This is a genomic window from Enterococcus sp. LJL120 (assembly GCF_054871765.1).
This window is the reverse complement of record NZ_JBTXLV010000003.1, coordinates 349,115-375,533: the sequence shown is the minus strand read 5'-3', so window position 1 is coordinate 375,533 and position 26,419 is coordinate 349,115. Positions and strand designations below refer to the sequence as shown.

The window sequence follows — 26,419 nt, the reverse complement described above, 5'->3', positions numbered from 1 at the left end:
TCCTTGTACTTCATTTTTTTTATTTCCACAAACGGGTCTTAAAATCTGGGACCTGTTTGAAATGGACTTTGTTGATGCATGTTACCTTGAGCCAGCATTTCATCATGTAAAATTCTTCTGACGTCATTGTCAGTCAAATGACGCTTAGCTTCTTTGGCTTTCTTTTCTTCGGCGATTTTCATCTCATACACTCGTTTAATGCCGGCCATGTTCAAGCCATCAGAGAGATAATCTTTAATTTCTAACAACACGTCAATGTCATTTAAAGAATACAGTCGGCGATTTCCTTCGCTCCGCTCGGGATGAATTAAATCCTGCTCCTCGTAATAACGAATCTGTCGTGCAGATAAGTCCGTGAGCTTCATCACTGTACCAATTGGAAAAACAGACATGGAGCGTCGGAGCTCTTTTTCTTGCATGGCGCTACCTCCCGACAATTTTCTCTTGCAACAGGTATATCTTTTTAAGCTGTTTTTAGAATACCAATTTCTTTTTTTACTGTCAACCCTTTTATGTGACATTTTCTAACATAAAGAAAAATAGTTTTCTGACATCGGATACATTCCCTATCTGAAAACTAATCAAGGAAAAATAAATAACCCTGAAAAATGCAGACTGAGCTTTTCCAGAGTTTATTTTTTAGTTTACACAACGAAAGCCTAAATTATTAGACGCTGACATACCACTATTGCCGTTTCTTGCGGCAATCCGATATCTTTTACAATAAGATTCGTGGCATAAAAAAGAGCCTCCACGAATCGCATAAATCCTATCATCTACTCCGAGATGGTCCTGCCAGATACAATTGTCCTCTTTTTCAAATCTAACTAAAGGAATTCGGGCAGGATTAGCACACCATTCCCAAACATTACCAATCATCTGGTAAAGTCCGTAGCCGTTCGGTTCAAAAAATCTTGCAGGTGCCGTGTTTAAAAACCCATCTTTTTGTGTATTCTGGTGTGGAAAATTCCCTTGCCATATATTACATTGATGCTCTCCATTCTGTAAAAAATCAACTCCCCACGGATAACGTTCGTAAGTTGTCCCGCCTTTTGCTGCAACCTCCCATTGCGCTTCATTCGGTAATTTCTTTTTAGCCCATAAACAATATGCGATTGCATCATTTCGCGAAACTTGTACAACAGGATGGTCGCTTCGATTTAGGATGTTACTCCCGATCCCTTCAGGTTGGCGCCAATTTGCTTCTGGCACTGCATACCACCAATTCAAATCTGAAACTTTTTGGCTGCTTTTTTTATTTGCCTCACTTAAAAAGTAGTGAAACACAAAGGACCATCCAAAACGCTCCGCTTCTGTTACATAGCCGGTTGCAGAGACAAAATCTTCATATGATCTATTTGTAACCGTCGTCTCATCTATCCAAAAACTTGCTAATTCAATGCTTTTTTTAGGCCCTTCATTATCTGTCGGAAAACCGTCAGCAGAATCTGTTCCAATTGTATAACTGCCACCAGGAATATGAATCACTTGCATCACCTCAATTTAAAATTTGGTACCCATTATAAATATTTATCACTAAAACTAATAGAATAACTGCTTGAAAGACAGTTGTCACATTTTTCGCCGATAGCAAATTACTAAATTTCGCTCCCACCAATCCTCCTATTGCGGCTGCGGGTATAATAAAGAAAAGCATAGATAAATCGTAACGGGCAAAGCCAGTACCAAAAGTAATTGTCAGTATCTTAGCAAGCTGTGAAAATAGAATCACACAGATTGAATAGATTGTCGCCTCTTTAATAGGAAAGCCAAACATCAACATTATTAAGGCCACGTTAATCGGACCCCCACCAATCCCTAGCAAACTGGCTAAAAATCCTAAAATCAATCCACAAAGACAGCACCATATAGATGAACTCAAATGGAAACTTTTCCAATTATAATGGGTAAAAAGAAAAGCGAAAATTAAGGTTAAAATCGTCAAAACAATTTGAATTAATTGGACTGAGTCTTCGTTGGAGAAAAAAGCTAACAGTTTTTCAAAGGTAAAATTCCCAACAACACCTCCAAGAATTGCTCCTCCTACAATCCAACTAAGGACTGACCCTTTAATTTGAATACCATTCAAAAGTTGGCGGATAGTCGAAACTACAGCCATTGTAAAGACAGCAACTGTAGAATAAAAAGAAATCGTGGGGACAGAGTGAGCTCCAATTAAGTCCAAAAGCGGCTTAATCAAGACGCCCCCCCCCATACCTGAGATTGCTCCAATAGAATTTGCAAAAAGAATAATCAAAAAGTAAATGATACCCATCAACTGGCTGGCTCCTTTTCAAGTTTTTGAAGGTTTTCCATTAGCTGACTAATTTTTGGCAGAAAAACTTGCAGGAGATTTTGATAACCGCAGTAACTTGTTTCATCCAGATAGATAGCCTGTTTCATTCTTTTGCAACCACCAAAGCACACTTTAAGAAAAGGGCACTGTTGGCATTCTTTTGCTAATGGTGCTTTTTCACAGCGGAATTCGTGACTAATCTCGGTTTCAAACAAGCTCCTCAAACTTTTTTCTTGAATATTTCCTAAACGATATTGATCCAATACAAAAAAATCACATGGATATACACTACCATCTGCCTCGATAACATACTGAACCTGGCAGTCTCCTAAAATTCCACATGCCGTAATTTGCTGATTACCAAAGAGTTGCAACAAATCATCAAAAAGCTTCACCTTCACATAGTGCCCCCTCTGCAACTCCTCACTCCACATAGTCAATAGCTCTTGATAAAATTTCGCAAAATGACTTGGTGTAAGAGCCTCCCTACTAGACTTTTTTGCATCAAGATCATCCAAACACGGAATAAATTGTATATACTCAATATGATTACTTAAGATAAAATCAAAAACTTCAGCTGCTTTTTGGGCTAGATTATTGGTTAAGACGCACAAAATATTGTAGTCAACTCGGTAATGATCAAACATTTTCTTCGTAGCTAATACTCTTGTAAAGGTGCCTTGCCCTCTAGTATCCACACGATTAAAATTGTGTTCAGCTGCCACGACATCCAACGAAAGGCCGACTAAAAATTGATTCTCTGCTAAAAATCGACACCACTTTTCATCAATAAGTATTCCATTTGTTTGGATAGCATAATGTACATCAATGTTTTTTGCTTGAGTATTTACTAAAGAAACAATGTCTTCATAATATTTTAAGCCGGCTAATGTTGGTTCACCACCTTGAAAAGCTAAGGTCAAGTGGTCACCATCCTCAAGATCAACGAAGATGTTATCTATCATCTTTCTTGCTACTCCTTGCTTCATTCGCCCATAGGAACGAACCTCTCTTAAGGAACTAACATCAGCATAAAAACAGTAATTGCATCGTAAATTGCAAAGTGCTGATGCGGGTTTTATCATGACAGAAATATGTTTCATAACCTTCACTCCTTAAAATGCGCCTCTTAACTATCCCTCCAGCAACCCTAATCGGATAAACTCACTTTTAGGAGCTTCAATTTCTCTCATAATCTGCGTCAATTTACTCATCATTTCTTTTTCAATAATTTCATCTGTTATTGGATAATTTTGCTCAGGGTCTTGCTCTAAATCAAATAATAAATGTCCGGTTGAATAAGAATCAATATAAGTTTTAATTGTTAGCTCAGTATAAGGATATTGATTTGTAAAACGATTTCCGGTTCTCAAGACCATCCCATCTAAAACTTTTTTTGGTAAAAAGCCCCGCAGCTGTGAATAGTCTAAAGTCTGGATTGTAATCGGTCCGTTGTCAGGTCGAACTGAAGCCCGCATATATACATAACGTCCATCGTATACACTTACATGTCCGCCATTTGTACCAAAGATAATCCAATCATGTAACCGTTCCTGCTGTTTCTTTAAAACTGGCAGCAATGATTTCCCATCCATATCTAAATGATTTTCAATATTAAAATAATCTAATAAAGTAGCCGGAATATCAATAGTTTGGCTCAAAACTTGGCAGCTAGTACCAGCTTCACTATCTGGATAACTAATGAAGAATGGTAAATGAATAACCTCTTCATACATTGGTGCTACATTTTTTCCAAGCCACTCATGCTCACCTAATAAAAAACCGTGATCGGTATTCACAATAATTAAAGTGTCTTCGAACATCTGATGCTGCTCCACAAAATCTAAAACTTTCCCCAAATGATAATCGCACATCGAAATCAGTGCTGCATATTCCTTTTGTAAATCGGCTAAATCTTCATTCGTAATATCTTCTGTTACCCGACCGTATTTAGGCCAAAAATAAGGATTTTGCTGAGGCTGCTGTTCGTACAATTTCCGATATTTTTCTGGCACATAAAAAGGTTCGTGGGGATCAAAGCATTCAATTTGTAAAAACCAATTATCTTCTTCTTGGTAATTTTCCAAAAATTCTAAACCAGCGTTAATCGTTTGAACACTGGACATATCTTCTTCAAAAACTTGACGGGTTCGGTTCGCAAAATGCTGATCGACAGAAACGCCTGCTTTATTTAAAGGATTCAAGGGAGGATGGTTTGCTCCCATTTTCCTAGGTACCCAACGATCTCCCTCTTGCCCCCGAAATCCTTCCCAAGTAGAATACCGATTATGATAGGTAGCTCCCCCATCTTCAAAATAATGGGAATGGTCCGTAACTAAATGGCAATAAACACCATTTTTTTGAAGCTCATCAAATATTGAGTAATCAAAGGGTTCTAATTGTCCCCACATCCGGTGCATAAAATTATAGCGACCAGTATGAAGCTCTCTCCGGGCAGGCATACAAGGCATACTTCCCCCATAAAAATTGTCAAATGTCACAGTTTTTTCTTTCAAGCGTTCAAAATTTGGTGTCTCAATCCAGCTGTTTCCATAATTTGATAAATAATCTCTGGCTAAGGTGTCAAACATTATCATTATTGCCCGCATTCTTATCTCCTCTTTCCAACTAATCCTCTAACTTGAAATTTTTTTTAATTTACAACCTTAATTTTCCCCTGATCTAGTTCACCAATCACATCTAAATAATCTTTTGAGTTTGTTACCACAATAGGCGTTTCAATGGAGTAGCCTGCCTCGGTAATTTTTTCGGTATCAAAAGTTAATAACAATTGTCCTTTTTTAACTTGATCTCCTTGAGCAACTTTTGCTTCAAAATATTTTCCTTCTAAGTTCACGGTATCCATTCCTACATGAATTAATAATTCAATACCCTCTGGCGATTTCAGGCCTATTGCATGATTAGTTGGAAATAAAGTTTCAACAATCCCATCAAAAGGTGCGTAAACCTTACCGTCTTCTGGCTGAACAGCTAATCCTTTACCTAACAATCCTTGCGAGAATGCTGCATCTGCCATTTCATTCAAGGGGAGCACAACTCCTTTAACAGGCAATTCGATTTCAGTTTCTTGAATCAATTGATTGGGGCTTGCCAACTCATCAGACTCTGGCAAACTTTCTTCTACTTTTTCCTCCACTGCTTCTAAGCGATCATCTGTCGGATCATAGAGCACGGTCATCGTCAAAACAAAAGATAATGAGAATGCAACTACAATCGCTAATGCAAAGCCATAAAAGCCATTGCTAATGCCAGTTTCAGGGCTGATATAATTTGGCAATCCAAAAATACCCATCCCTCCCATAATATAAGACTTAGTTCCAAAAAACCCCATAATTAGGCCCCCTACAGAAGCCGAGATAAGCGTGGCAATAAAAGGTTTTTTCCTTGGTAATGTGACTCCGTACAAGGAAGGTTCTGATACCCCGAATAAACTAGAAATAAAAGCCGGAATGCCAATTGAACGAACAGAATTATTTTTGGAACGAATAATGACAGCCAGCACAGCACCAGCTGTTGCAAAAGAGGTGGCTTGACCTAATACCATGACCGGATCATAACCTAAAACACTAATATTATTAATCGCAATTGGAATAATTCCCCAATGTAAACCGAACATTACTAAAATTTGCCATACACCACCAACAACAATACCTGCTAAAATTGGGCTGAAATTATAAACGCCTAAGACCGCCGCTCCTAATAAATCCCCAATCCACGTTGCAATCGGTCCGATGACAATAAAAGTCAACGGTACCATGATTAAAACAGTTAAAAAAGGCACCAAAAAGCTTCTTAAAACACTAGGCATAATTTTTGTTACAAATTTCTCTAATTTAGCTCCAAAAAATGTAGCGATAACGATTGGAATAACGCTGGAACTATAACTCATCAAAATTACAGGGATCCCTAAGAAAGTCACATAAACCGGTGATTCAAAAAGTGTGCCAGAAAAAAGTGTATAGAGTGGTTCAACTCCTATAGTTAAGCCAGCAAGAGCTGGATAGACCAAAGCCGCACCAATCGCCATCCCCACAAAAGGTTTTAAACCAAATTTCTTGGCAGCTGTGTAACCTAAAAAGATTGGAAAAAAATAAAAGAAACAATCACCGGCTGCTTGTAGAATTGCATAAGTTCCAGAATCAATCGAAATCCAGCCTAAAGCGACAAACAAAACATTTAACCCTTTAATCATCCCAGTAGCTGCCAACAACCCTAATACTGGTGTAAAAATCCTAGAAATAATATCAATAAATGCATCCAGAGGACCTTTTGATTTAGTCGGCTCTTCAGATGAATCCTCTGTTGAAAGCCCAGCGAAGTTAACAAATTCCTGATAAACTTCTGGCACGTGATTGCCAATAACTACTTGGTACTGGCCACCACTTTGAACTACTGTTACAACACCTTTTGTTTTTTTTAATTTTTCGGTGTTAGCTTTGCTTTCGTCTTTTAGCTTGAACCGCAACCGTGTCACACAATGGGTCAGATCGTTGATATTTTCCTTTCCTCCAACATCTTCTAAAATGTCTTGAATTAATTCTTGGTAAGCCATATCACATAATTCCTTTCATAAAATATTTTAACCAAAAAAACAAGACAAACAAACACTTCACCACTGAAGTCCTTGTCAGTCTTGCCTGCTTTACCAGTAACAACCTTACTCGTTCTCTATTATTTTTTGAATGTGTAAAGAAAGGTACAATTTTTCATCATCATTCAGTATAACTTGTAAATATTTTTCTACCAGTAACATCGTTTCAAACGCTTGGTAATATTGATCTTTTACATGATTTAATAAGGGGTTTTCTTTATTCTGCCCTTCACGATTTTCTAAACGTTGAAAGAAAAACCGTAGATGTGTCACAAAGCGATCAAAAGCTAGAGAGTTTTCATTAATTTCAATTTTGTTAGATATGCGAATTATAGCAATAATATCACGAATCTTCTTTGCAATCTGTTGAACATTTTCAGGATTATCAATCTCATCAGATAGTTGCGCATTAATCAAATGCATTGCAATATTGCCTGCTTCTTCTTCTAGTAAAGATACTTTAAACTCTGTTTCAATTAATTCGAGTGACTTTTTTCCTAAAGCAAATTCCTTCGGATAAAATTTCTTGATTTCCCACGAGAGTCGGTTGTGCAGTACAACCCCTTGTTGTGAAAGTTTGACTAGATTGTATAGATGATCCGTCAAAGAAACGTATAAAGAGTCACTTAAATCATGGGTTAATTCCTTTTGGGCCATTGAGATAATATCATCCGTTAAGGAAGCATACTCAATTGGGATGGCTTCCATCAAAGATAGAAATCTTTCGGAGGCCTTTTTTTGGTGCAAAACAAATACTTTTTCAATTTTTTCTTCCTCAGCTTCTTGTCCGGGCTTTTTTTGAAAACCTAATCCAGCTCCAATCCAAATGAAATCCTGTCCATCTTTACCAACTAAGACAGCATTATTATTAAGTATTTTTTTTATCTTCACACTTCTTGACAGCCTCCTTTCACCAATTAAAAAGGCCATACCTTAATATGCGTACTGTATGCACGTATAAAAAGGTATAGCCTGCTTAACCAGTAACCATCCACTTAGTTCTCTTTCAATATACAACAATTCACAAAAGATTGCAAACGTTTTATTAAAATAAATGTTTGGTTCTTAAACTTAACCCTTGAAAAGCCTCTTTCAAAAAAACTTTTCAAGGGTCGGCTCAATACTTAAAATTCTTCCTTCGGCAAGTCCCGTGGTAACCAACGGGAACCTTCTTGGGCAAAACCACGGACGCTGTAAGTCGAATTAAACTCATCAAATTTTTCATCGACAACTAAAGTCTGCCGCTTCAATTCACTTAATTCTTTGCCGCTGGAACTAGGCAGGCTGATTTGATATGGCTGCAAAATCTCCATCATCTGCCGGCGGATTGCCTCTGTGACTGTTTCCCGGCCGGTGGAACTTTTCGCAGATATCAGCACGCTTGGAAATAAGCTGGGAATAAATTCATTGGGATTAATTTTGTCCGCCTTATTGTAGATGGTCAGCACGGGTTTGCCGGCCATTTTTAAATCCTCCATCAAAGACAAGACTGTGCTTTCTTGCAACAGACGATCTTGTGAAGAGGCATCCACGACATGTAAAAGTAAATCAACCGTGGCACTTTCCTCTAAAGTAGAATGGAAAGCATCGACTAATTGCGTTGGTAAATCTTGAATAAAGCCAACCGTATCAGTAATGGTCACTTCCATCCCCTGCGGCAGCTTCCATTTCTTTGTCAAAGGATCCAAAGTCGCAAACAATTGGTCTTTGGCGTAAGTTTCCGCACTGGTCAACAAATTCAACACGGTTGACTTGCCGGCATTCGTGTAGCCGATTAAACCAATTTGGAACACCTCATTTTGACGTTTTTGGCGACTGCGCTCCCGATGCGCCGCCACTTCCTTTAATTCTTTTTTGATAGCAGTAATTTTATTACGGATATGGCGTCGGTCTGTTTCTAATTTAGTTTCCCCGGGACCTCTCGTACCGATGCCGCCACCTAATCGGGAAAGATTTTTTCCTTGCCCTATAAGTCGTGGCAATAAATAATTCAGCTGAGCCAATTCCACCTGTAGTTTGCCCTCTTTTGAACGAGCCCGCAAGGCAAAAATATCTAAAATCAGCTGGACACGATCAATGACCGGCACGGCGATGACTTCGGCAATATTTTGGCTTTGGCGAGGGCTTAATTCGTGATTAAAAATAATTAAATCCGCTTCGTGGGCCTCCGCCAGTTGCGCTAACTCGGCTAATTTTCCTTTGCCGATAATGCTTTGAGAATCAAACTTCGGCCGTTTTTGAATCAGCGTATAGACAATTTCGCCGTCAGCTGTTTTGGTCAAGCCTTTTAATTCCAGCATCGATTCTGTAAAATTGCGATTATTTTCTGGTGTCTCCACACCGACTAAGATAACTTTTTCCAACTTACCCTTGCCCTCCTTCAGTCAGCCATTTGGTAGTCAGCTCGATGATTTTCTCTAGAGCTGCAGAATCTTCTAATAAATCAAACCACTGAGCCTGGCTGCGATTGCGAAACCAGGTTAATTGTCGTTTTGCGTAACGGCGGGAGTTTTGCTTCACTGCCGCCACGGCATCCGCTAAATTTTCTTCACCTTTTAAATAGGCAAAAAATTCTTTGTAGCCAATGCCCTGTGCTGATTGGTACTCAGGATGCTGGCTCAACAGCTCGGCTTCTCTTAACAAGCCCTGCTCCAGCATTAAATCTACCCGCAGATTTATCCGCTCATAAAGCTGTTGGCGTTGGGTATCTAAACCAATCATCAGATAATCATACAAGGCTTTTGGCTTTTCTTGGGCGAAAATACTTTTGCCAGTCAGTTCAAAGACTTCTAAAGCGCGGATAACCTTGCGGCGATTATTAAAATGAATTTTGGCAGCAGCTGCCTGATCCACTGCTTCTAATGATTCCCAGAGTCCTTGATTGCCAATTTTTTCGGCCAAGGCTTCGTATTTTTCACGAATCCGCTGACTGGCCACCTCAGCAGCCGTTGTCGGAGCGCCTAATTGAAAATCGTAGAGCAACGCTTGAATATAAAGACCCGTGCCGCCGACCACAATCGGCAGCTTGCCGCGTTTGGTAATCTCACTGATTTTTTGACGGGCCTTGAGTTGAAAATCAGCGACGGAATAATTTTCAGCCATCGAAATTTCATCAATCAAGTAATGGGGGATGCCCGCCATCTCCGCTTCCGTGACTTTGGCGGTACCGATATCTAGCCCTTGATAAATTTGCAGGGAATCGCCACTAATAATTTCGCCGTCAAATCTTTGGGCCAGTTCAATGCTGAGAGCCGTTTTGCCAACGGCTGTCGGCCCGACAATTACCAAAACTTTATCCATACATTTTTGCCTGTACCTCTCTAGCAAATCGGGGATTATCTGTAAAAATTCCCGCCACCTGATTGGCAAAGCATAACTTCAAATCTGCTTCTTCATTAACCGTCCAAAAACGCTGCGGCTTGGTAATGGTCACTTTTTCAGGTGTTTTTCGCTTTAGCCAATTTTTCTTTGGCGCTTCATTTGTAAAAAATTGCTGATGCTTTCTCAGCCAAACAATTTTCGGATGCATCGCCGTTAAAAAACTAGTTTCTTCCGTTAGTAGCACCTTATCTGTTTCATTGCGAAATATATAAGCATAATTCCCCGCCGGATAAAGCTGAGCCAGTTTTTCTAAAGTTGGCAGATAAAAACTAGAAAAAATGATAGGAAAATCCAAGCGATACTCCTGCAATAAATCTAACAGAATCGCCTCAATCCCCTGATAATGAATAATATCTGTTTTTAATTCTATATTTAAAGTCCCTTGGAAATTTTGGCGAATTAATAACGCCAAGACCTCTTTAAAGGTGGGAATTTGCGTCGCCAGCGGATTCTTTGCAAAATGCGCTCCCGCATTGAAGGTTTGCAATTGGGCGACAGTATAATCCGCCACAAAACCTTGACCGTTGGTGGTGCGTTCCAAAGTTTCATCGTGAATGACCACTAGCTGTTGGTCTTTTGACAGCTGAACATCCAGCTCAAGGCCGTCAGCAAATTCTAGCGCCGCTGAAAAAGCCGGCAAAGTATTTTCTGGATACTCACTGCTAAAGCCCCGGTGAGCAAAAATTTCAGTCATTTGGCAACCTCCAATCTGTTTTATTTTATCATTGAATGGTCCTTTAAAACAGTCTAATCCTTAAGTTTGTTTTCGCCGCTGATTTACCGACCTTTTGTTTAGTTGCAAACAAAAAAACACCGCCACTCTTACAAAAGTCAAAACAGTTGAAGACAAAGCTTTAACAACTTTCGTTAAGCAGGCAGGTGCTTTTTATTTATGAGACAAAATAACTCAACGGCTGATTGGAGAGCTGTTTCAAGTAGATTTTTTTCTCTTCCATGATTCTGACTAAATCATCGGAAAAAGTTTCCATCAAAGCCCGGCCGCCTTTATAGGTATATCCCCCTAAGCGAACCGTTTCCTCTGGCGACAAAATCACCCGTCGATGGGAATTATTTTTAAAAAATTCCTCAACTAGATAGGTCGGCAAATAAAAATTATTTTGCGAGGTGAAGGTCTGCAGAAATACAAAATCATCAATCGTAATGTAATTATCATCAAAGGAATCAAAGCTGACATAATCCGAGCGAAAGAGATTGCGCTTTTGCAGGATTTCATTGACCTTTTGATTTAATAAATTCAAGGTTTCGATTTCTTTGACAGTGTATTCCAGCTCCCGGCTGCGGCGTTCTTTGCCCTCGTCATATTTGATGCGTAAATTAAAGGCAAAAATTACTAAAATTGCCCCAACTAAAATTCCAAAAAACCCGGCGATTGCCGCAATTAAAATCGTCATGTTTAAATTATCCACTGATTATTCCTCCTGCGTTTTTGAAGACTTGCTGCAGTTTTTATGATAGCATATTCCTGTTCTAAAAAGTATCCAGATACGGGTTTTATCATTTGACCTTTATTGACCTTTTGGGTATACTAGCATTTAGATACTCGTTCTGCCAACTTTGTGGTAAACTACTTTTGAACGAATCAAAGGAGGACCTTACAAATGAATTTAATTCCTACAGTTATTGAACAATCATCCCGTGGGGAACGTGCTTATGATATTTACTCACGCTTATTAAAAGATCGTATTATTATGTTGAGCGGCCCAATTGATGACAATGTGGCAAACTCAGTGATTGCCCAATTGCTTTTCTTGGACGCACAGGATTCTGAAAAAGATATTTATATTTATATCAATTCTCCTGGTGGTAGCGTCTCAGCCGGCTTGGCCATTTTTGACACGATGAATTTTGTCAAAGCTGACGTGCAAACCATCGTCTTAGGGATGGCAGCATCGATGGGTAGTTTCTTGTTGACAGCTGGTACTAAAGGCAAACGTTTTGCTTTGCCAAACGCTGAAATCATGATTCACCAACCACTTGGCGGTGCTCAAGGACAAGCTACTGAAATCGAGATTGCGGCTCGTCACATCTTAAAAACCCGTGAACGCTTAAATAAAATTTTAGCTGAACGGACTGGTCAACCGCTAGAAGTGATTGAAAAAGATACCGACCGGGACAACTTTATGACAGCCGAAGAAGCTAAAGCTTATGGCTTGATTGATGAAGTCATGGAAAACAGCGGTAAATTGAAATAAAGTTTAGATGAAATAAAAAGCCTCCTTCGTAAAAATGCGAAGGAGGCTTTTTATTTTATTAATCCGTAATTTCTTCGTAACGTTGTGCCAGATATTCATAACCAGCTTCAACATAATGTTGAGAGTTGGCCAGATTTTTGGCAATTTCTTCTTCAGTTAATTGACGAATCACTTTGGCTGGTCGGCCGAAAGCTAATGAATTCGGCGGAATCACAGTTCGTTCGGTCACCAGAGAGCCTGCGCCAATCAAAGAATTGTCACCGATGACAGCATCATTTAAAATCGTGGTACCCATCCCAATCAGAGCGCCGTTTTCAACGGTACAGCCGTGGATAATACAGCTGTGGCCAATCGTCACATCGTCGCCAACAACGACCGGCGAATTAGTATCCACGTGAACGACGGTACCATCTTGAACATTGGTCCGATCACCGATTTTTATCGTATTATAATCGCCGCGAATGACCGCCTGAAACCACACAGTCACCTCATCACCTAGAGTTACTTTTCCAACTACATCAGCACTTTTTGCAATATAGCGCATATTAAACTCCTCTCAGAATAAACGAAATTTTTTTAAGAACTGCTTATAGTTTACCCTATTTAAAACAAAAAAAGAAGTCCGCAGACTTCTTTTTGCTAGTCGTAATCCCCTTCTTCAGCGAATTGACTATTGTATAATTTTTCGTAAAAGCCGCCTTCAGCCAGCAAGCTTTCATGGGTGCCTTTTTCAATAATTTCCCCTTGGTTCATGACTAAAATTAAATCAGCATCGCGAATCGTTGATAGGCGGTGGGCAATTACAAAGCTGGTACGCCCTTCCATCACCCGATCCATCGCTTTTTGAATCAAAGCCTCCAAACGGGTATCCACTGAAGAGGTTGCTTCATCCAAAATTAAAATTTTCGGATCAGAAATAATTGCCCGGGCAATCGTCAACAATTGCTTTTGCCCTAAAGAGACATTGTCCCCTTCTGAGTTAATCATCATCTCGTAACCATCAGGCATCGTGCGGATAAAGTGATCAACATTGGCAGTTTTAGCGGCATCGACAACTTCATAATCGGTCGCATCCAATTTACCAAAACGAATATTATCGGCAATGCTGCCGGCATACAGCCAAGCATCTTGTAGCACCATGCCGAAAACTGAACGCACATCGCTGCGGTTCATGGCCTTCGTATCGACACCGTCAACTCTAATTGCACCGGAATCAACATCGTAAAAGCGCATCAATAAATTAATCAGCGTCGTTTTACCGGCGCCGGTTGGTCCGACAATCGCTACCGTTTGTCCAGCCTTCACTTCAAAGTTTAAATCTTTAATTAAAGGTTTTTTCGGATCATAACTAAAGGCCACATGGTCAAAGACAACATTGCCTTCTAAAGGTTGCGGCAACGGTAAATCGACGTCATTTTGAATTTCCTCTGGTTCATCTAAAATTTCAAAAACCCGATTCGTTGAAGCCGAAGCACTTTGGAGCATTGAAGACAGCTGCGTAATATTGCCCATTGGCTGAGATACTTGCCAAATATATTGGATAAAGGCCTGTAACTGTCCGACTACAATAATGCCGCCAATTACAAAATAACTCCCGAGAACAGCCATCCCGATATAAGTTGCGTAGGCCGTTAATTGCACTAAGGGCATCATCAAACCAGAAATAAAGGTTGCTCTAAAACCAAAATGCTGCAGGCGACCGTTAACTTTTTTGAAACCTTCTAAAGTTTCCTTTTCCCGCCCGTATAATTTCAAGACGCTAAAGCCGGTCATATTCTCTTGAACATACCCATTTAAATCACCTAAAGCGTTTTGCATGTTCTGGAAATACTTTTGCGAAATTCGAACAATCGTCCGACTGATAAGTAACGATGCCGGAATCATAATCATCGAAATTAGCGCCATAATCCAGTTGATATAAAACATCATTGCCAGCGCCATCACAATACTTAACAAAGCTGAAACAATGTTGATGACAGCCTGCTGCATAGCACCGCTGACAGCATCGACGTCATTGGTAACCCGTGACAAAACATTTCCCTGTTGATGGGTGTCAAAATAAGACACCGGCAAACGGTTAATTTTTTCGTCGATATCCGTCCGCAAATCCTTCATCGAATTTTGAACAACATTGGCCATCAAAACCCCTGATAATAGTTGGGCGATACAATAGACGACACCGATAATCGCAATCCAAATCAAACACATAATCACGTAATCGAAGTCTAGCGGTTCACCGGCCAAGACGTTCGCTGTAATCCGCGTAATCGGTAAGCCAGTCACATAAGGCATCAACGCATTAGAAGCTACTGTGACTACAACAAAAAACAAGACCGAATAAAAGGTCATTTTATAAGGTTTTACATAAATCCATAAGCGTTTTAAAGAAGAAAATGATTTTGTCATGCCAATTCCTCCTCTGAAAGCTGGGATGCGGCAATATCATAATAAATACTGCTGCTCTTTAATAATTCTTCATGGGTGCCTTCGCCGACAACCTTACCTTCATTTAAGACGATAATTTTATCTGCGTGCATGATGGTTCCCACCCGCTGTGCGACAATTAGCACAGTGGATTCTGTCGTTTCTTTTTTCAAACGGGCCCGCAGTTTGGCATCCGTTTGGTAATCCAAAGCTGAGAAACTATCATCGAAGACATAAATTTCCGGCCGGCGAATCACGGCCCTAGCAATCGCCAAACGTTGCTTTTGACCACCAGAAAAGTTCGAGCCACCTTCGGATAATTCTTCATCATAGCCTAAAGCTTTTTGGCTGATAAAATCAGAGGCTTGCGCAATATCTGCCGCGGCTTCCATTTCCTCCATGGTTGCATCTTCTTTTCCGTAGCGCAGATTATCGGCAATTGTGCCAGTAAACAAAATCGCTTTTTGAGGAATGTAGCCGATTTTTTGGCGCAAGGCCCGCAAGCTATATTCTTCAACATTCACGCCATCAATTAAAATTTCTCCCTCGGTGACATCATAAAAGCGAGGAATTAATTGAATCAGCGTTGATTTCCCGCTGCCGGTACTGCCGATAAAGGCGACCGTTTCACCAGGGCTCGCCGTAAAGCTGACATTGCGAATCACTGGTGATTCTGAATGCCCCGTGTAAGCAAACGTTACATTATTAAATTCGATGTAGCCATGTTTTTCCGTGGTGGTAACGCCAGCGGCATCATCTTTAATCGCCGGATTGGCATCCAACGCTTCTTGAATCCGTTTCGCGGAAACTGCCGCCCGCGGATACATCATAAAGATGCTGGCAAACATCATAAATGAAAACAAAGCGTGGAAAATATATTCAATAAAGGCAATCAAGTCCCCGACTTGGATAGCGCCTGAATCAATTTGCACAGCTCCGTTCCAAATGATAATGACCATTACAATATTAAATAGGAAATAAAAACCCGGTTGGGCAACCGCCATCAAGCGGAATAAGCTTTTCGAGCTTTGGGTATATTGGTCGTTGACCACTTCAAAGCGATCTTCTTCAAATTTTTCATTGACGAAGGCCCGAACAACCCGCAAGCCAGATAAGTTTTCTCTTAAAATACCATTGATGCTATCAAGATTTTTTTGCTGTTTAGTAGACAATGGCTCAGAAAATTTAGCAATCAATAATACTGAAACCAAAAGTACCGGTAGAGCCAGCAGCACATACATCCCTAAAGAGGCACTGCTGCGCATGACCATATATAAACTAACGACAAACATCATCGGCGTCATAAACCCCGTCCGCAAAATATTTTGCATAAAGAGCATGATTTGATACGCATCATTTGTTGTTCTGGTAATCAATGATGAGACACCCAGACGTTCATATTCTAAATGTGAATACGTTTGGATTTTAGCAAATAAATCATTGCGAATTTCCTGGACGATATTCGTTGTGATGCGGGCGCTAAAATAGCCCAGTAAAATATTCATCACAATCCCAACCACGACAATGGCAATCATCCACAGGCCTTGGCGCTTGATGTAGTCAAAATCATTATTGGCCATCCCAACGTCAATCATTCTTGCTAAAATAGTTGGCAGACCCAACTCAATTAAAATAAAGCCAAACACACAAATGAAATCTCCTAGGAGTAATTTTTTATTGCGCATGGTATACTGCCACATTAATTTCATTCGTTTATTACTCTCCTTTTCAACTTCCAGACGCCCTGTCTGTCATCCCCTTTCTCAAACAGGCCCATCCGCTGATTCAAATTTCCCCAGATGATCCAGAATTTTATTGATCAAATGAAAAAAGTCCGTTTATCCCCACTATACCACACGAATTTTTCAATGGCTATCTTCTTTTAGCTTACTTTCTATACTTCTTTCATTAACTATGATAGAATTAACCTAACTATTTAACACACTCGGTGAATAAGAAATTCCTACATCAAAGAAAGTAATCCAAGACTTTCCTTCAGTGATTAGCTGGCCCTCATCACTGAAAATAACTCAAATGGATGTGCCATAAGTCGACTGACAAGCTGGCTGTCTGCAAAAATAAAATTTTGCCTTGAGAATCCCAAAAATTCTCTGTTGCTATTTCCTTTTGTTTTGCAGCGCTATAAAGCTTAGCCTTTTTTCAGCTTTCGATTCTGTTTTGACTTATGTCACAACGGTTTTGCATGTAGCTTTTTTATTGTGAACTGAAAATTAAAAAATTTGCCAATTTTGGCTGAAGGAGAATACTTTATGATTTACAAAGTTTTTTATCAAGAAAGCAAAGAAAGAAACCCAAAACGGGAAGAAACCCAATCGCTTTACATTGAAGCAGATACAGAAGTCGAAGCTCGTCAACGTGTTGAAGAAAACACCCCATACAATATTGAATTTCTTCAAGGATTAACGGGTAACCATCTCGATTACGAAAAAGAAAATACAGAATTCAAATTGGTGGACTTCTAATATGAAACCTTCCATAAAAAACAACGAGACGGGCGTTTTTGCCATTGGTGGTCTTGGTGAAATTGGGAAGAACACGTATGGGGTACAATTCCAAGATGAAATCATCATTATTGATGCCGGTATTAAATTTCCGGAAGACGATCTATTAGGGATTGATTACGTCATTCCCGATTACAGCTATATCGTCAACAATATCCAAAAAGTCAAAGCTTTAGTCATCACCCACGGCCACGAAGATCATATCGGCGGCGTGCCATATCTTTTAAAGCAAGCTAATATCCCAATTTATGCTGGCCCTTTAGCGCTAGCTTTAATTACGAATAAATTAGATGAACATGGTCTATTGCGGGATGCTGAATTGCATGAAATTAATGAAGACACCATTTTGCGCTTCCGTAAAACGTCGATTAGTTTCTTTAGGACAACCCACAGTATTCCAGATGCCTTGGGTGTTGTCGTTAAAACTCCATCCGGTAATGTCGTAGCAACTGGAGACTTCAAATTTGATTTCACACCGGTGGGAGAACCGGCCAATCTTCACAAGATGGCCCGTATCGGTGAAGAAGGCGTCCTCTGTTTACTATCAGATAGTACCAACGCAGAAATTCCGACCTTTACAAAATCAGAAAAAACAATTGGCGCATCTATTTTAAAAATCTTTGAAAAAATCGATGGCCGCATTATTTTTGCCAGCTTCGCCTCCAATATTTTCCGGTTGCAACAAGCAGCCGATGCCGCTGTTGCCACCGGCCGTAAAATTGCCGTCTTTGGCCGCAGTATGGAAAATGCGATTGTTAATGGCCAACGCCTCGGGTACATTAATGTCCCCGATGGTACTTTTGTTGAATCCCATGAAATCAATCGGATGCCAGCAAATGAAACGATGATTTTATGTACCGGTTCTCAAGGTGAACCAATGGCGGCTTTAAGCCGAATTGCCAATGGTACCCACCGGCAAATTCAAATACAACCGGATGATACGGTGATTTTCTCTAGCTCACCGATTCCTGGTAATACCACCAGTGTTAACCAGCTGATTAATTTATTATCAGAGGCTGGTGCCAACGTAATTCACGGAAAAATTAACAATATTCATACTTCTGGTCACGGTGGCCAAGAGGAACAAAAATTGATGCTGCGCTTAATGAAGCCAAAATACTTTATGCCAGTCCACGGGGAATTTCGGATGTTGAAAATCCATACCCAATTGGCCCAAGATACCGGCGTGCCAGCTGAAAATTGTTTTATCATGGGCAACGGCGATGTGTTAGCTTTGACAGCAGACTCTGCCCGCCAAGCTGGCCATTTTAATGCCAGCGACGTCTATGTTGACGGCAGCGGCATTGGCGATATCGGCAATGTGGTCTTACGGGATCGCCGGATTTTATCTGAGGAAGGCCTAGTCTTAGTAGTAGCGACTATCGATATCGCTAAAAAAGAAATCTTAGCAGGCCCAGATATTTTATCCCGCGGCTTTGTCTACATGCGGGAATCAGGCGATATGATTAATACCGGTCAACGGTTATTATTTAACGCACTAAGAGAAGCTCTTAAAGAAACAGATTGCACCGAACAAAAATTACGAGATGTCATGACGGAAACCATCCAGCCCTTCTTGTTTGAACAAACAGAACGGCATCCAATGATTCTTTCAATGGTCATGACACCAGATAATTGAGCAACCTTGGAAAAACTGTCACAATCTATGACAGTTTTTCCTTTTTTTGTATCGATTGATAAATCTCATATATATTTCTCATAAAAAAACCGATAAATTTTATTTAGTGAAGAAAAAAGATTAAATTATGCCAATAAATGTGATAAAATTACTTTAAGAGATAAAAGTCTCTACGTACAGAAAAATTTTGAACGTTTTGGGTGTTGTTGTATCAAAGGAGGTTTATAATGGTTAGAACTAAAAAGATTTATCGGGAGCACTTGTTAAACGGTGCTTATCAACTGGTTGTTGCAGAAGGTTTTAAAAATTTCCATGCACGGAATGTCGCTAAACAAATCAAGTGTTCGACGCAGCCAATCTATCGTGAATTTACGAACTTGACAGAGTTCAAGGATAGCCTCTGTGATTTTATCATCGCCAAAATTGAAAATTATTTTAAAAAGAATAGCATCACCTCTCTAGAAGGATTGTCTGCTACCGTTAGCTCTTATGCTAAAAAATATCCTAAAGAATTTTTGCGGTTTTTCGTTGAAGATGCAGAATGCAGTATGCGGGTGGAGGGTTATATCCGTGGCTACTTCAACCAAATTGCCAAGGAACAGCACGACTATGACAGTTTAGAAGAAGATGAGCGCAATGCTATGTTTCAAATGTTTTGGTATTATATTGTCGGCAAAGGTTCGTTAATTGCCTATCAAGATCGTGAAATTCCTGACACCAAGGTTTTCTTAGAAAAAATTGAGACACTTTATATTTTAGAATAGTCGTCTTGCCAAAACACACAATACACGAACCTCAAAATTTAATGCATCCCCCTTGAGTAGCCGGCCTCTGTCAATGGTTACCGCCTCATGGGTTAGACTAAGACAACGTGCAACAAATTGTCTTAGTCTTTTTTTCTACTCCTAAAGACTGATGTTAGTTTTTTTTATTCTGATATTATTAAATCATTCCACTAAAATTCAAGCACCTGCTGACAGTGGAACGAAAGGGATGAAAAAATATGAAAAAAAGTAAAACGGGATGGATTATTTTAGGGGTCGTTGCAGTCGTTATCATTGCAATTGGCGGTTACTTTGTCACCACTTACAATTCTTTGGCTCGAGCAGAGAATAACGTGGATGCCACTTGGTCGCAAGTAGAAAATGTGATGCAACGGCGGGCTGATTTGATTCCAAATCTAGTAAGCAGTGTCCAAGGAAGCATGGATCATGAAAGCGAAATTATTCAAACGATTACCGAAGCCCGCAAGTCCTATGATGATGCCACAACACCAGAGGAACAAATTGCCGCCAATGACCAACTAGAACAAAGCGTTGGGACTTTGGTAAACGTGATTCAAGAAAGCTATCCAGAGTTAAGCTCCAATGAAAATGTTAAAACCTTAATGACGCAACTAGAAGGTAGTGAAAACCGCATTTCTGTTGAGCGGAAAAATTATATTGATGAAGTGCAAACCTATAATCAACAATTAATTGCTTTTCCTAAAAATATTGTCGCCGGTTTGTTAGGCTTTGATAAAAAAGCCAACTTTGCCGCCGAAGAAGGTGCTGACCAAGCTCCAGATGTCAGCTTCAATTGAGGTGAAGCTGATGAAAAATAGACAGACTTCCCAAGATGCTGCTGCTTTAAATCAGCAGGTAGTAACGAATTACCATCATCTGCGGCGGCGTAGTTTGATTGCTGCTGGTCTGTTTTTAATTGCTTTAATTGTCAGTGGTTTTATCTTTTTTAGAACTGCTGTCAACAATACTTCATATCAAAACAGACTGTCAGACTACTCACAACAATTAGATACGCTGTCTGAACAGCGCCAGGGCATTTTAGATGGCACAATTGAGCCTGAGACGATTGATTTTGATCAAACACTAGAGGATAATCTAGCTAATCTCAAGGATTATCCCAGCAATGAAGACAACTATCAGGTTCCTATCGATGGCACAAATATTACCTTAGCCATCAATCGCAACAATATTTTCGCCACTGACAATGCGGGAATCTTAGACAGTGCAACGAAGGAAAAAATATACAGCTTAAATAAAGAATTGGCTGCCAGTACCAATGGTGCGCAACTAATGGTCGTCACCTTACCAGATTTAGCTGGTGAGGATATTGATGAACTGGCGAATGATATTTTTAATCAGCTGGGAATCGGCAACGCCGAGGAAAGCAATGGCGTCTTATATTTAGTTGCCGTTGACGACCGAGAATTTCGTCTTGAGGTTGGCTATGGACTGGAGGGCACGATTACCGATAGCTTAGCTAGTGATATTACCGAAGATGATGCCGTGGTTGAAGCCTTTAGAGATGAGGATTACAATACTGGCGTCAATCAAGTGCTGGATGAAACCTTCAATTTGATGAATTCTAAAACCGCATTGGTGGACTCCAATATCGCACGCATTGAAGACGAGCTGGGCACAGCCAAATTAATTCATTGGCTGCTGATTATCAGCATGCTGCTACTCGCCTTCATTAGTCTATTGATGATTGGCCTTTTGTTAAGAAGTCGCAGCTACTTAAAACATTATCTGCAGGATTATCAGGAAAATATTTCTGAAGCAAACACTGCTCAGTTATCAACAAGTGCCATCCGCAAAACCGATTTGTTTTACATTTTGAAAAGCGGTCTCTTCTTAGCCCTGACTCTGCAAGGCATACGGCGTGCCGTAATTCAAGGACGGCTCTTGAACACTTCCGGAGCCACAGCGAAAGGCTTAGGCCGCGTGCTGATTGGCGACACCTTGTATTCAAGTGACGGGACCATTTTAACAACAGCTTATCTAGCTTCAAACTATAATTCCAGCAACTGGTCCGACAATAATAGCTCTGGTTCTGGTAGCGGCGGCTCGTGGGGTTCCTTTGGCGGCGGTTCTTCCGGCGGCGGTGGCTCCTCAGGCGGCTGGTAAAAAATAAAACAAAATTGCCACTGATGAGGCTGTTTCAGCTCTTCCATCAGCGGCAATTTTTTTATTTCAATTTGAAAAGCATCACGCTTTCCCCTTCGACAATTTCACCGGTCTTATAAAAGCCAGCTGTTTCATATAAATGAATTGCAGCTTGATTGTCCGGTTCAACACTTAAGGCCAATATCTCGGTTAGACCTTGAGCTTTCTCTCTAACAATTTCAAGGGTGGCCAGTAAAGCTAATCTGCCATAGCCCTTGCCTTGAAAACGTCCGTCTATTAGAAAATGCCAGATATTATACATCTGGTCCTCTTCATCAAAAATAATTGAGACGTAACCAATCAGTTCCTCGGCTAAATAAATGCCATAGGGATTGACGAAATCCCGCATAACATAGGCATAGGCCAAGCTTTTACAGGTGCTCGCCACGTAGCCCTCTTGACTTTTTTGCACGGTCAAAGCCAAAATCTGGTCGATATTTTCCGTGGTAACTGGTGTTAATGTGATATTTGCTTGTGTCATAGAACCTCTTTCTTATCTAATTCAAGTGACGTTGCATAAATTCTTAGCAGCAGCCTGATTTAAATTTTTCTTCATAATGACCACTCCATTCTCTTTACTCATCCCTATTTTAACAAAAATCAACGTAAAAAAAACAAAAAAATTGTGTCAACTGAATTTTACATCAGCCAACACAATTTTAATCAATTCGGTTTATTCAAAAACCTCCGGCTCATCTGTCTCCGGTTCTTTTTGCAGATAGACTTCCCGCGGCTTACTGCCAACTGAAGGTCCAATCACGCCATTTTCCTCTAGCTCATCAACGATTCTTGCTGCCCGATTATAGCCGATTCTAAAACGCCGCTGTAAAAAAGAAATACTGGCGGTTTGCATATCCACCACCAACTCTTTGGCCGGTTCGTATAAATCGTCTAAAGGATGCTCGCTGGGATTTGAGGTCGGCTCCTCTTCTTCTGTCACCATCATGCTTTCTTGATAGTCAGCTTCTTGTTGATCCGTGACAAACTTAACGACCCGCTCAACTTCATGATCAGAGATAAAGGCTCCTTGCACCCGAATCGGTTTATTTTCTCCCATCGGTAAAAAGAGCATATCACCGCGGCCCAATAATTTTTCAGCACCATTGCTGTCAATAATCGTCCGGGAATCAGTCCCGCTGGAAACCGCAAAGGCAATCCGTGAAGGCACGTTGGCTTTGATGATACCAGTGATAACATCAACACTTGGTCGTTGCGTCGCTAAAATCATATGAATTCCCGCTGCCCGAGCCATCTGGGCCAAACGAATAATTGCATCCTCGACTTCATTACTGGCCACCATCATCAAGTCAGCTAACTCATCGACAATCACCACAATAAACGGTAAAATCGGATGGTTTTGACCATCCTCAAGATTTTTTTGAGTAATTAATTCGTTATATCCGCTGATATTACGAACTCCCGTTGCAGCAAATTTTTCGTAACGCTCTTCCATTTCCTTGACTACTTTTTGCAAAGCTTGCGCAGCTTTTCGCGGGTTAGTCACCACTGGCGTTAGCAGATGGGGAATCCCGTTATACACATTTAGCTCCACCATTTTTGGATCAATCATCATCAATTTTACTTCATGTGGCTTGGCCCGCATTAAAATACTCGTAATGATTCCGTTAATGGCCACTGATTTCCCACTACCAGTCGAACCGGCAATCAAAAGGTGAGGCATCTTAGTTAAATCTGCCACCTGAACTAAGCCAGAAATATCTCGACCTAAAGGCACTTCCAGAATTTTATCTGGATGATCTGGCTGAGCTTCAATAATATCTCTGAAGGAAACAGTGCTGACAGTCGAATTCGGCACTTCAATACCAATCAGTGATTTTCCTGGAATTGGTGCTTCCATCCGGACATCCTTGGCGGCTAAAGCCAAGGCAATATCGTCAGTAAGATTGACAATCTTGCTGACTTTAACACCAACAGCCGGTTGAATTTCAAATTTTGTTACTGATGGTCCTAGGCTAGCTTTGACCACCCGGGCCTCAACGCCAAAACTTTTGAAGGTATTTTCCAACACGCCGATATTTTCTTCAATTTTTTTGTATTCGCCACTTTGATCCGCTGTTGGAATCGAATCTAACAAGGTGGATGGTGGCAATTGATAATCACGGTCTTCCGGTTCTGCTTGAATCGCAAATTCTAAATCTTCATTATCGGCTTCTTCTGGCTCTTCGTAATGCTTTTGAGCTGATGTTGAAACCGAATTATTTTGAAAGCTATCAATCGGAATTTCCAGCTGCACGGGTACCGGCTCGCTTTCTTCTTCCCGATACATCTCTTGAGCCAATTCTTCACCGGGAGACAACGGCCGCACTTGGTTTTGCTTGCGACGGGCCACCTCAGCCTCGGCAGCTTCCCGTTGAGCTGCCACTCGTTCGGCTTTTTTTAGTTTTCGCTTTTGAGCCCAGCTTAAATCTTCATCATCCGTAGCACCCTCAGCAAATGCTGGCTCAGCTGGTGCTGCTTTAGTTTTTGCTGCTTTTTTCTCAGGAGCTCTTTGCTGTCTAGTTGTTTTTTGTTCTTTCTTTGGGTCCCCTTGAAGCCATTCATTGACCTTTTGCAGAAAGTCTAAAATCCGCTGCAAATCTATGCCACTGAAAAGATAAATTCCTATTAGCCAGAATAATAAACAAATGATGTAGCTGCCAAAATCAGCCACTAAAAAATGACTGCCACTGTATAAAACAGCCCCGAGTATACCACCGCCGACATTAGCCGAAATTTGATTGTGGCGGATATCCTGCAACAAAAGATCCCAAGTGATCGTAATGACATTTCCTTCGGTTTGCATTCCGCTAAATAAGCGAATGTGTAAGAAAAGTAAAATTCCCAAAAGAAAAATTGATCCGCCAGCAAGTCGCCGGGGCTTTTTGATTTTGAAGGTTTTGTTTTGCAGAATTAAAAATCCGCCGTAAATCACTAAGAGCACCGATAAAATCGGATAGGCGTTACCGCCAATTAATCTTAAACCATTGGCGACCAAGCGGCCTAAAAAGCCTAATTGAAATAAACTAAAGCCTGCTAAAAAAATAAAGCCAATGCCAATCAAAATTAGCATCAACTGTTCCTGTTGTTTTTGCTGTTTTTTGGTTTTTCTTTTTTTTGCCATGTCCTTCCCCTCACTTAATCCTTCTCTATTATACATAAAAAACGATGGGAACAAAAGTTTTCCTTTTGACTGTCAGTTAAAAAAAGTGCAAAAAAAAACTGACTTGCGTCAGTTTTTTAATACCAATTATGACTTAGGTGATAAGCTTTTGCAGCCACCCATGAGCCATAACGTTGTTTGACATAATTATCAGCAACCCGCTCTTGATTTTCCGGAGATAAATCGCCGCCAAGATAGCTTAATAATAATTGATAGCGACCATAATGCTGACCACTTGCTGAATAAACAGTATACGAACCGCCCGATTCCTTCATGGCAATCCATTCTTTAGCTGCTAATTCTTCTGCATCAGTAACTGTTGATGAGCCACCAGTTGAACCACTATTGCTATTACCATTATTGGTTGAGCCAGTTGAACCGCTATTGTTTGTATTAGAATTTGTTTCTGGTTGAGCGACAGGTGTTTCTGCGGCCTGCGCTTGCTCAGCGGCTAAACGATCCGCTTCTGCTTGAGCATCTGCAGCAGCTTGTTCGGCTGCTAAACGATCGGCTTCTGCTTGAGCTGCAATGCGAGCTTCCTCTTCTTCTTTGCTGGCAACAACACCGGCTAAAGCGTCTTGATTATTCGCTAATTGAACTTTTAAGTCATTCACCTGCGTGATATAAGCCGCACTTTGAGTTTCTAAGTCTGCTTGATTGGCTTCAAGCTCAGCTTGTGTATCAGCCAATTGGGTTTCTAATTCTTCTAACTTAGCTTGTTCTGTATTCAGGCTTTCAATTTTATCGTTTTCAGCGTTTTGTAAAACAGTCATTGCATAAACGCGGTTGACAAAGTCAGTAATACTTTCCACATCTAATAACGCCTGCCAATCTCTTTCGCTGGAACCATTTAATTGAATATCCTGCATCCGTTCGGCTACCGCCGCTTTGCGTTCTTCAATATTGGCTTTGGTTGTTTCGATATCCGCTTGGGTTTGTACTAATTTTTCTTGGTTATCGGCAACCGAAGTACTTAAAGCATCGATTTGATCTGCAGTTGCTTGCGCTTGATCCATTGCGCTGTTAATTTGTGAGTTGATTGAATCTGCTTGATTGTTTAAATCACTTTCTTGTGAATTTAAGTCATCAATTGTATCGGCACCCACAAACATTGGTGAAACCGTACTGGTTAAAAGTAACGCAGATAGTAACACTATGCTTTTTCTTGCTTTCACTAAATCCCACACCTTTCATCAAAGTTTCTCAACTTGATCTCCGCAGTAA

At 40.4% G+C, this 26,419-nt stretch carries 23 protein-coding genes; 6 read left to right on the top strand and 17 right to left on the bottom strand.

Annotated features, from left to right (window positions below; all coding sequences use genetic code 11):
- Window positions 1-38: 38 nt before the first annotated feature.
- The 11 genes from ACYSNU_RS07045 to ACYSNU_RS06995 all read right to left on the bottom strand — a co-directional run bounded on the left by ACYSNU_RS07045 (window position 39) and on the right by ACYSNU_RS06995 (window position 11,701).
- On the bottom strand, window positions 39-419 hold the full coding sequence (locus tag ACYSNU_RS07045; RefSeq protein WP_265458574.1) for a MerR family transcriptional regulator: 381 nt from the start codon (window positions 417-419) through the stop codon (window positions 39-41).
- A 220-nt stretch (window positions 420-639) separates the two neighbouring features.
- Window positions 640-1,494, bottom strand: a complete 855-nt coding sequence (locus ACYSNU_RS07040) for a formylglycine-generating enzyme family protein (protein ID WP_461736469.1) — start codon at window positions 1,492-1,494, stop codon at window positions 640-642.
- 4 nt (window positions 1,495-1,498) lie between these two features.
- The gene (locus tag ACYSNU_RS07035) at window positions 1,499-2,278 is read right to left on the bottom strand and encodes a sulfite exporter TauE/SafE family protein (RefSeq protein WP_461736468.1); all 780 of its coding nucleotides are present in this window, start codon (window positions 2,276-2,278) and stop codon (window positions 1,499-1,501) included.
- Window positions 2,275-3,399, bottom strand: a complete 1,125-nt coding sequence (locus ACYSNU_RS07030) for an SPASM domain-containing protein (protein WP_461736467.1) — start codon at window positions 3,397-3,399, stop codon at window positions 2,275-2,277. Before ACYSNU_RS07030 ends, ACYSNU_RS07035 begins: the two co-directional genes overlap by 4 nt.
- A 30-nt stretch (window positions 3,400-3,429) precedes the next feature.
- Window positions 3,430-4,905 carry a sulfatase-like hydrolase/transferase gene (locus ACYSNU_RS07025; RefSeq protein ID WP_461736466.1) on the bottom strand — a complete coding sequence of 492 codons (1,476 nt, stop codon included), beginning with the start codon at window positions 4,903-4,905 and terminating at the stop codon, window positions 3,430-3,432.
- A gap of 44 nt (window positions 4,906-4,949) precedes the next feature.
- A complete protein-coding gene (locus ACYSNU_RS07020; RefSeq protein WP_461736465.1) occupies window positions 4,950-6,869 on the bottom strand; it encodes a beta-glucoside-specific PTS transporter subunit IIABC in 1,920 nt (639 codons plus the stop codon).
- A 105-nt stretch (window positions 6,870-6,974) separates the two neighbouring features.
- Window positions 6,975-7,799 carry a PRD domain-containing protein gene (locus ACYSNU_RS07015; RefSeq protein WP_461736464.1) on the bottom strand — a complete coding sequence of 275 codons (825 nt, stop codon included), beginning with the start codon at window positions 7,797-7,799 and terminating at the stop codon, window positions 6,975-6,977.
- Window positions 7,800-8,032: 233 nt separating this feature from the next.
- On the bottom strand, window positions 8,033-9,271 hold the full coding sequence (gene hflX, locus ACYSNU_RS07010) for a GTPase HflX (RefSeq protein ID WP_461736463.1): 1,239 nt from the start codon (window positions 9,269-9,271) through the stop codon (window positions 8,033-8,035).
- 1 nt (window position 9,272) lies between these two features.
- Window positions 9,273-10,208 (bottom strand): tRNA (adenosine(37)-N6)-dimethylallyltransferase MiaA, encoded by a 936-nt coding sequence (gene miaA, locus ACYSNU_RS07005; RefSeq protein ID WP_461736462.1) that lies wholly within the window; start codon window positions 10,206-10,208, stop codon window positions 9,273-9,275.
- On the bottom strand, window positions 10,201-10,983 hold the full coding sequence (locus tag ACYSNU_RS07000) for a glycerophosphodiester phosphodiesterase family protein (protein WP_461736461.1): 783 nt from the start codon (window positions 10,981-10,983) through the stop codon (window positions 10,201-10,203). The genes miaA and ACYSNU_RS07000 overlap by 8 nt, the downstream gene beginning before the upstream one ends.
- A 196-nt stretch (window positions 10,984-11,179) precedes the next feature.
- On the bottom strand, window positions 11,180-11,701 hold the full coding sequence (locus ACYSNU_RS06995) for a hypothetical protein (RefSeq protein ID WP_265458762.1): 522 nt from the start codon (window positions 11,699-11,701) through the stop codon (window positions 11,180-11,182).
- Between the two features lie 207 nt (window positions 11,702-11,908).
- On the opposite strand from ACYSNU_RS06995, the gene clpP reads away from it, so the two are divergent.
- On the top strand, window positions 11,909-12,502 hold the full coding sequence (clpP, locus tag ACYSNU_RS06990) for an ATP-dependent Clp endopeptidase proteolytic subunit ClpP (RefSeq protein WP_265458566.1): 594 nt from the start codon (window positions 11,909-11,911) through the stop codon (window positions 12,500-12,502).
- A 58-nt stretch (window positions 12,503-12,560) separates the two neighbouring features.
- Here clpP and ACYSNU_RS06985 read toward each other — a convergent pair whose 3' ends face one another.
- From ACYSNU_RS06985 to ACYSNU_RS06975, 3 genes are all read right to left on the bottom strand, one after another.
- Window positions 12,561-13,046, bottom strand: a complete 486-nt coding sequence (locus ACYSNU_RS06985; protein WP_461736460.1) for a gamma carbonic anhydrase family protein — start codon at window positions 13,044-13,046, stop codon at window positions 12,561-12,563.
- Between the two features lie 95 nt (window positions 13,047-13,141).
- Window positions 13,142-14,908 carry an ABC transporter ATP-binding protein gene (locus tag ACYSNU_RS06980; protein WP_461736459.1) on the bottom strand — a complete coding sequence of 589 codons (1,767 nt, stop codon included), beginning with the start codon at window positions 14,906-14,908 and terminating at the stop codon, window positions 13,142-13,144.
- Complete coding sequence (locus ACYSNU_RS06975) at window positions 14,905-16,635, bottom strand: ABC transporter ATP-binding protein (protein WP_461736458.1); 1,731 nt, start codon at window positions 16,633-16,635, stop codon at window positions 14,905-14,907. Before ACYSNU_RS06975 ends, ACYSNU_RS06980 begins: the two co-directional genes overlap by 4 nt.
- 561 nt (window positions 16,636-17,196) lie before the next feature.
- On the opposite strand from ACYSNU_RS06975, the gene ACYSNU_RS06970 reads away from it, so the two are divergent.
- The 5 genes from ACYSNU_RS06970 (at window position 17,197) to ACYSNU_RS06950 (ending at window position 21,996) form a co-directional block, all read left to right on the top strand.
- Window positions 17,197-17,409: a DNA-directed RNA polymerase subunit epsilon gene (locus tag ACYSNU_RS06970; RefSeq protein WP_265458558.1), complete on the top strand. Its 213-nt coding sequence runs from the start codon at window positions 17,197-17,199 to the stop codon at window positions 17,407-17,409.
- 1 nt (window position 17,410) lies between these two features.
- The gene (gene rnjA / locus ACYSNU_RS06965; RefSeq protein ID WP_265458557.1) at window positions 17,411-19,087 is read left to right on the top strand and encodes a ribonuclease J1; all 1,677 of its coding nucleotides are present in this window, start codon (window positions 17,411-17,413) and stop codon (window positions 19,085-19,087) included.
- A gap of 227 nt (window positions 19,088-19,314) precedes the next feature.
- Window positions 19,315-19,851, top strand: a complete 537-nt coding sequence (locus tag ACYSNU_RS06960; protein ID WP_265458555.1) for a TetR/AcrR family transcriptional regulator — start codon at window positions 19,315-19,317, stop codon at window positions 19,849-19,851.
- Between the two features lie 239 nt (window positions 19,852-20,090).
- The gene (locus ACYSNU_RS06955) at window positions 20,091-20,669 is read left to right on the top strand and encodes a LemA family protein (protein WP_461736457.1); all 579 of its coding nucleotides are present in this window, start codon (window positions 20,091-20,093) and stop codon (window positions 20,667-20,669) included.
- A gap of 10 nt (window positions 20,670-20,679) precedes the next feature.
- A complete protein-coding gene (locus ACYSNU_RS06950; protein ID WP_461736456.1) occupies window positions 20,680-21,996 on the top strand; it encodes a TPM domain-containing protein in 1,317 nt (438 codons plus the stop codon).
- Between the two features lie 61 nt (window positions 21,997-22,057).
- Here the strand turns inward: ACYSNU_RS06950 and ACYSNU_RS06945 are convergent, their stop codons facing one another.
- From ACYSNU_RS06945 to ACYSNU_RS06935, 3 genes are all read right to left on the bottom strand, one after another.
- The gene (locus ACYSNU_RS06945) at window positions 22,058-22,516 is read right to left on the bottom strand and encodes a GNAT family N-acetyltransferase (protein ID WP_461736455.1); all 459 of its coding nucleotides are present in this window, start codon (window positions 22,514-22,516) and stop codon (window positions 22,058-22,060) included.
- Between the two features lie 192 nt (window positions 22,517-22,708).
- On the bottom strand, window positions 22,709-25,156 hold the full coding sequence (locus ACYSNU_RS06940; protein WP_461736454.1) for a DNA translocase FtsK: 2,448 nt from the start codon (window positions 25,154-25,156) through the stop codon (window positions 22,709-22,711).
- 116 nt (window positions 25,157-25,272) lie between these two features.
- Complete coding sequence (locus ACYSNU_RS06935) at window positions 25,273-26,370, bottom strand: aggregation-promoting factor C-terminal-like domain-containing protein (protein WP_461736453.1); 1,098 nt, start codon at window positions 26,368-26,370, stop codon at window positions 25,273-25,275.
- Window positions 26,371-26,419: the final 49 nt, after the last annotated feature.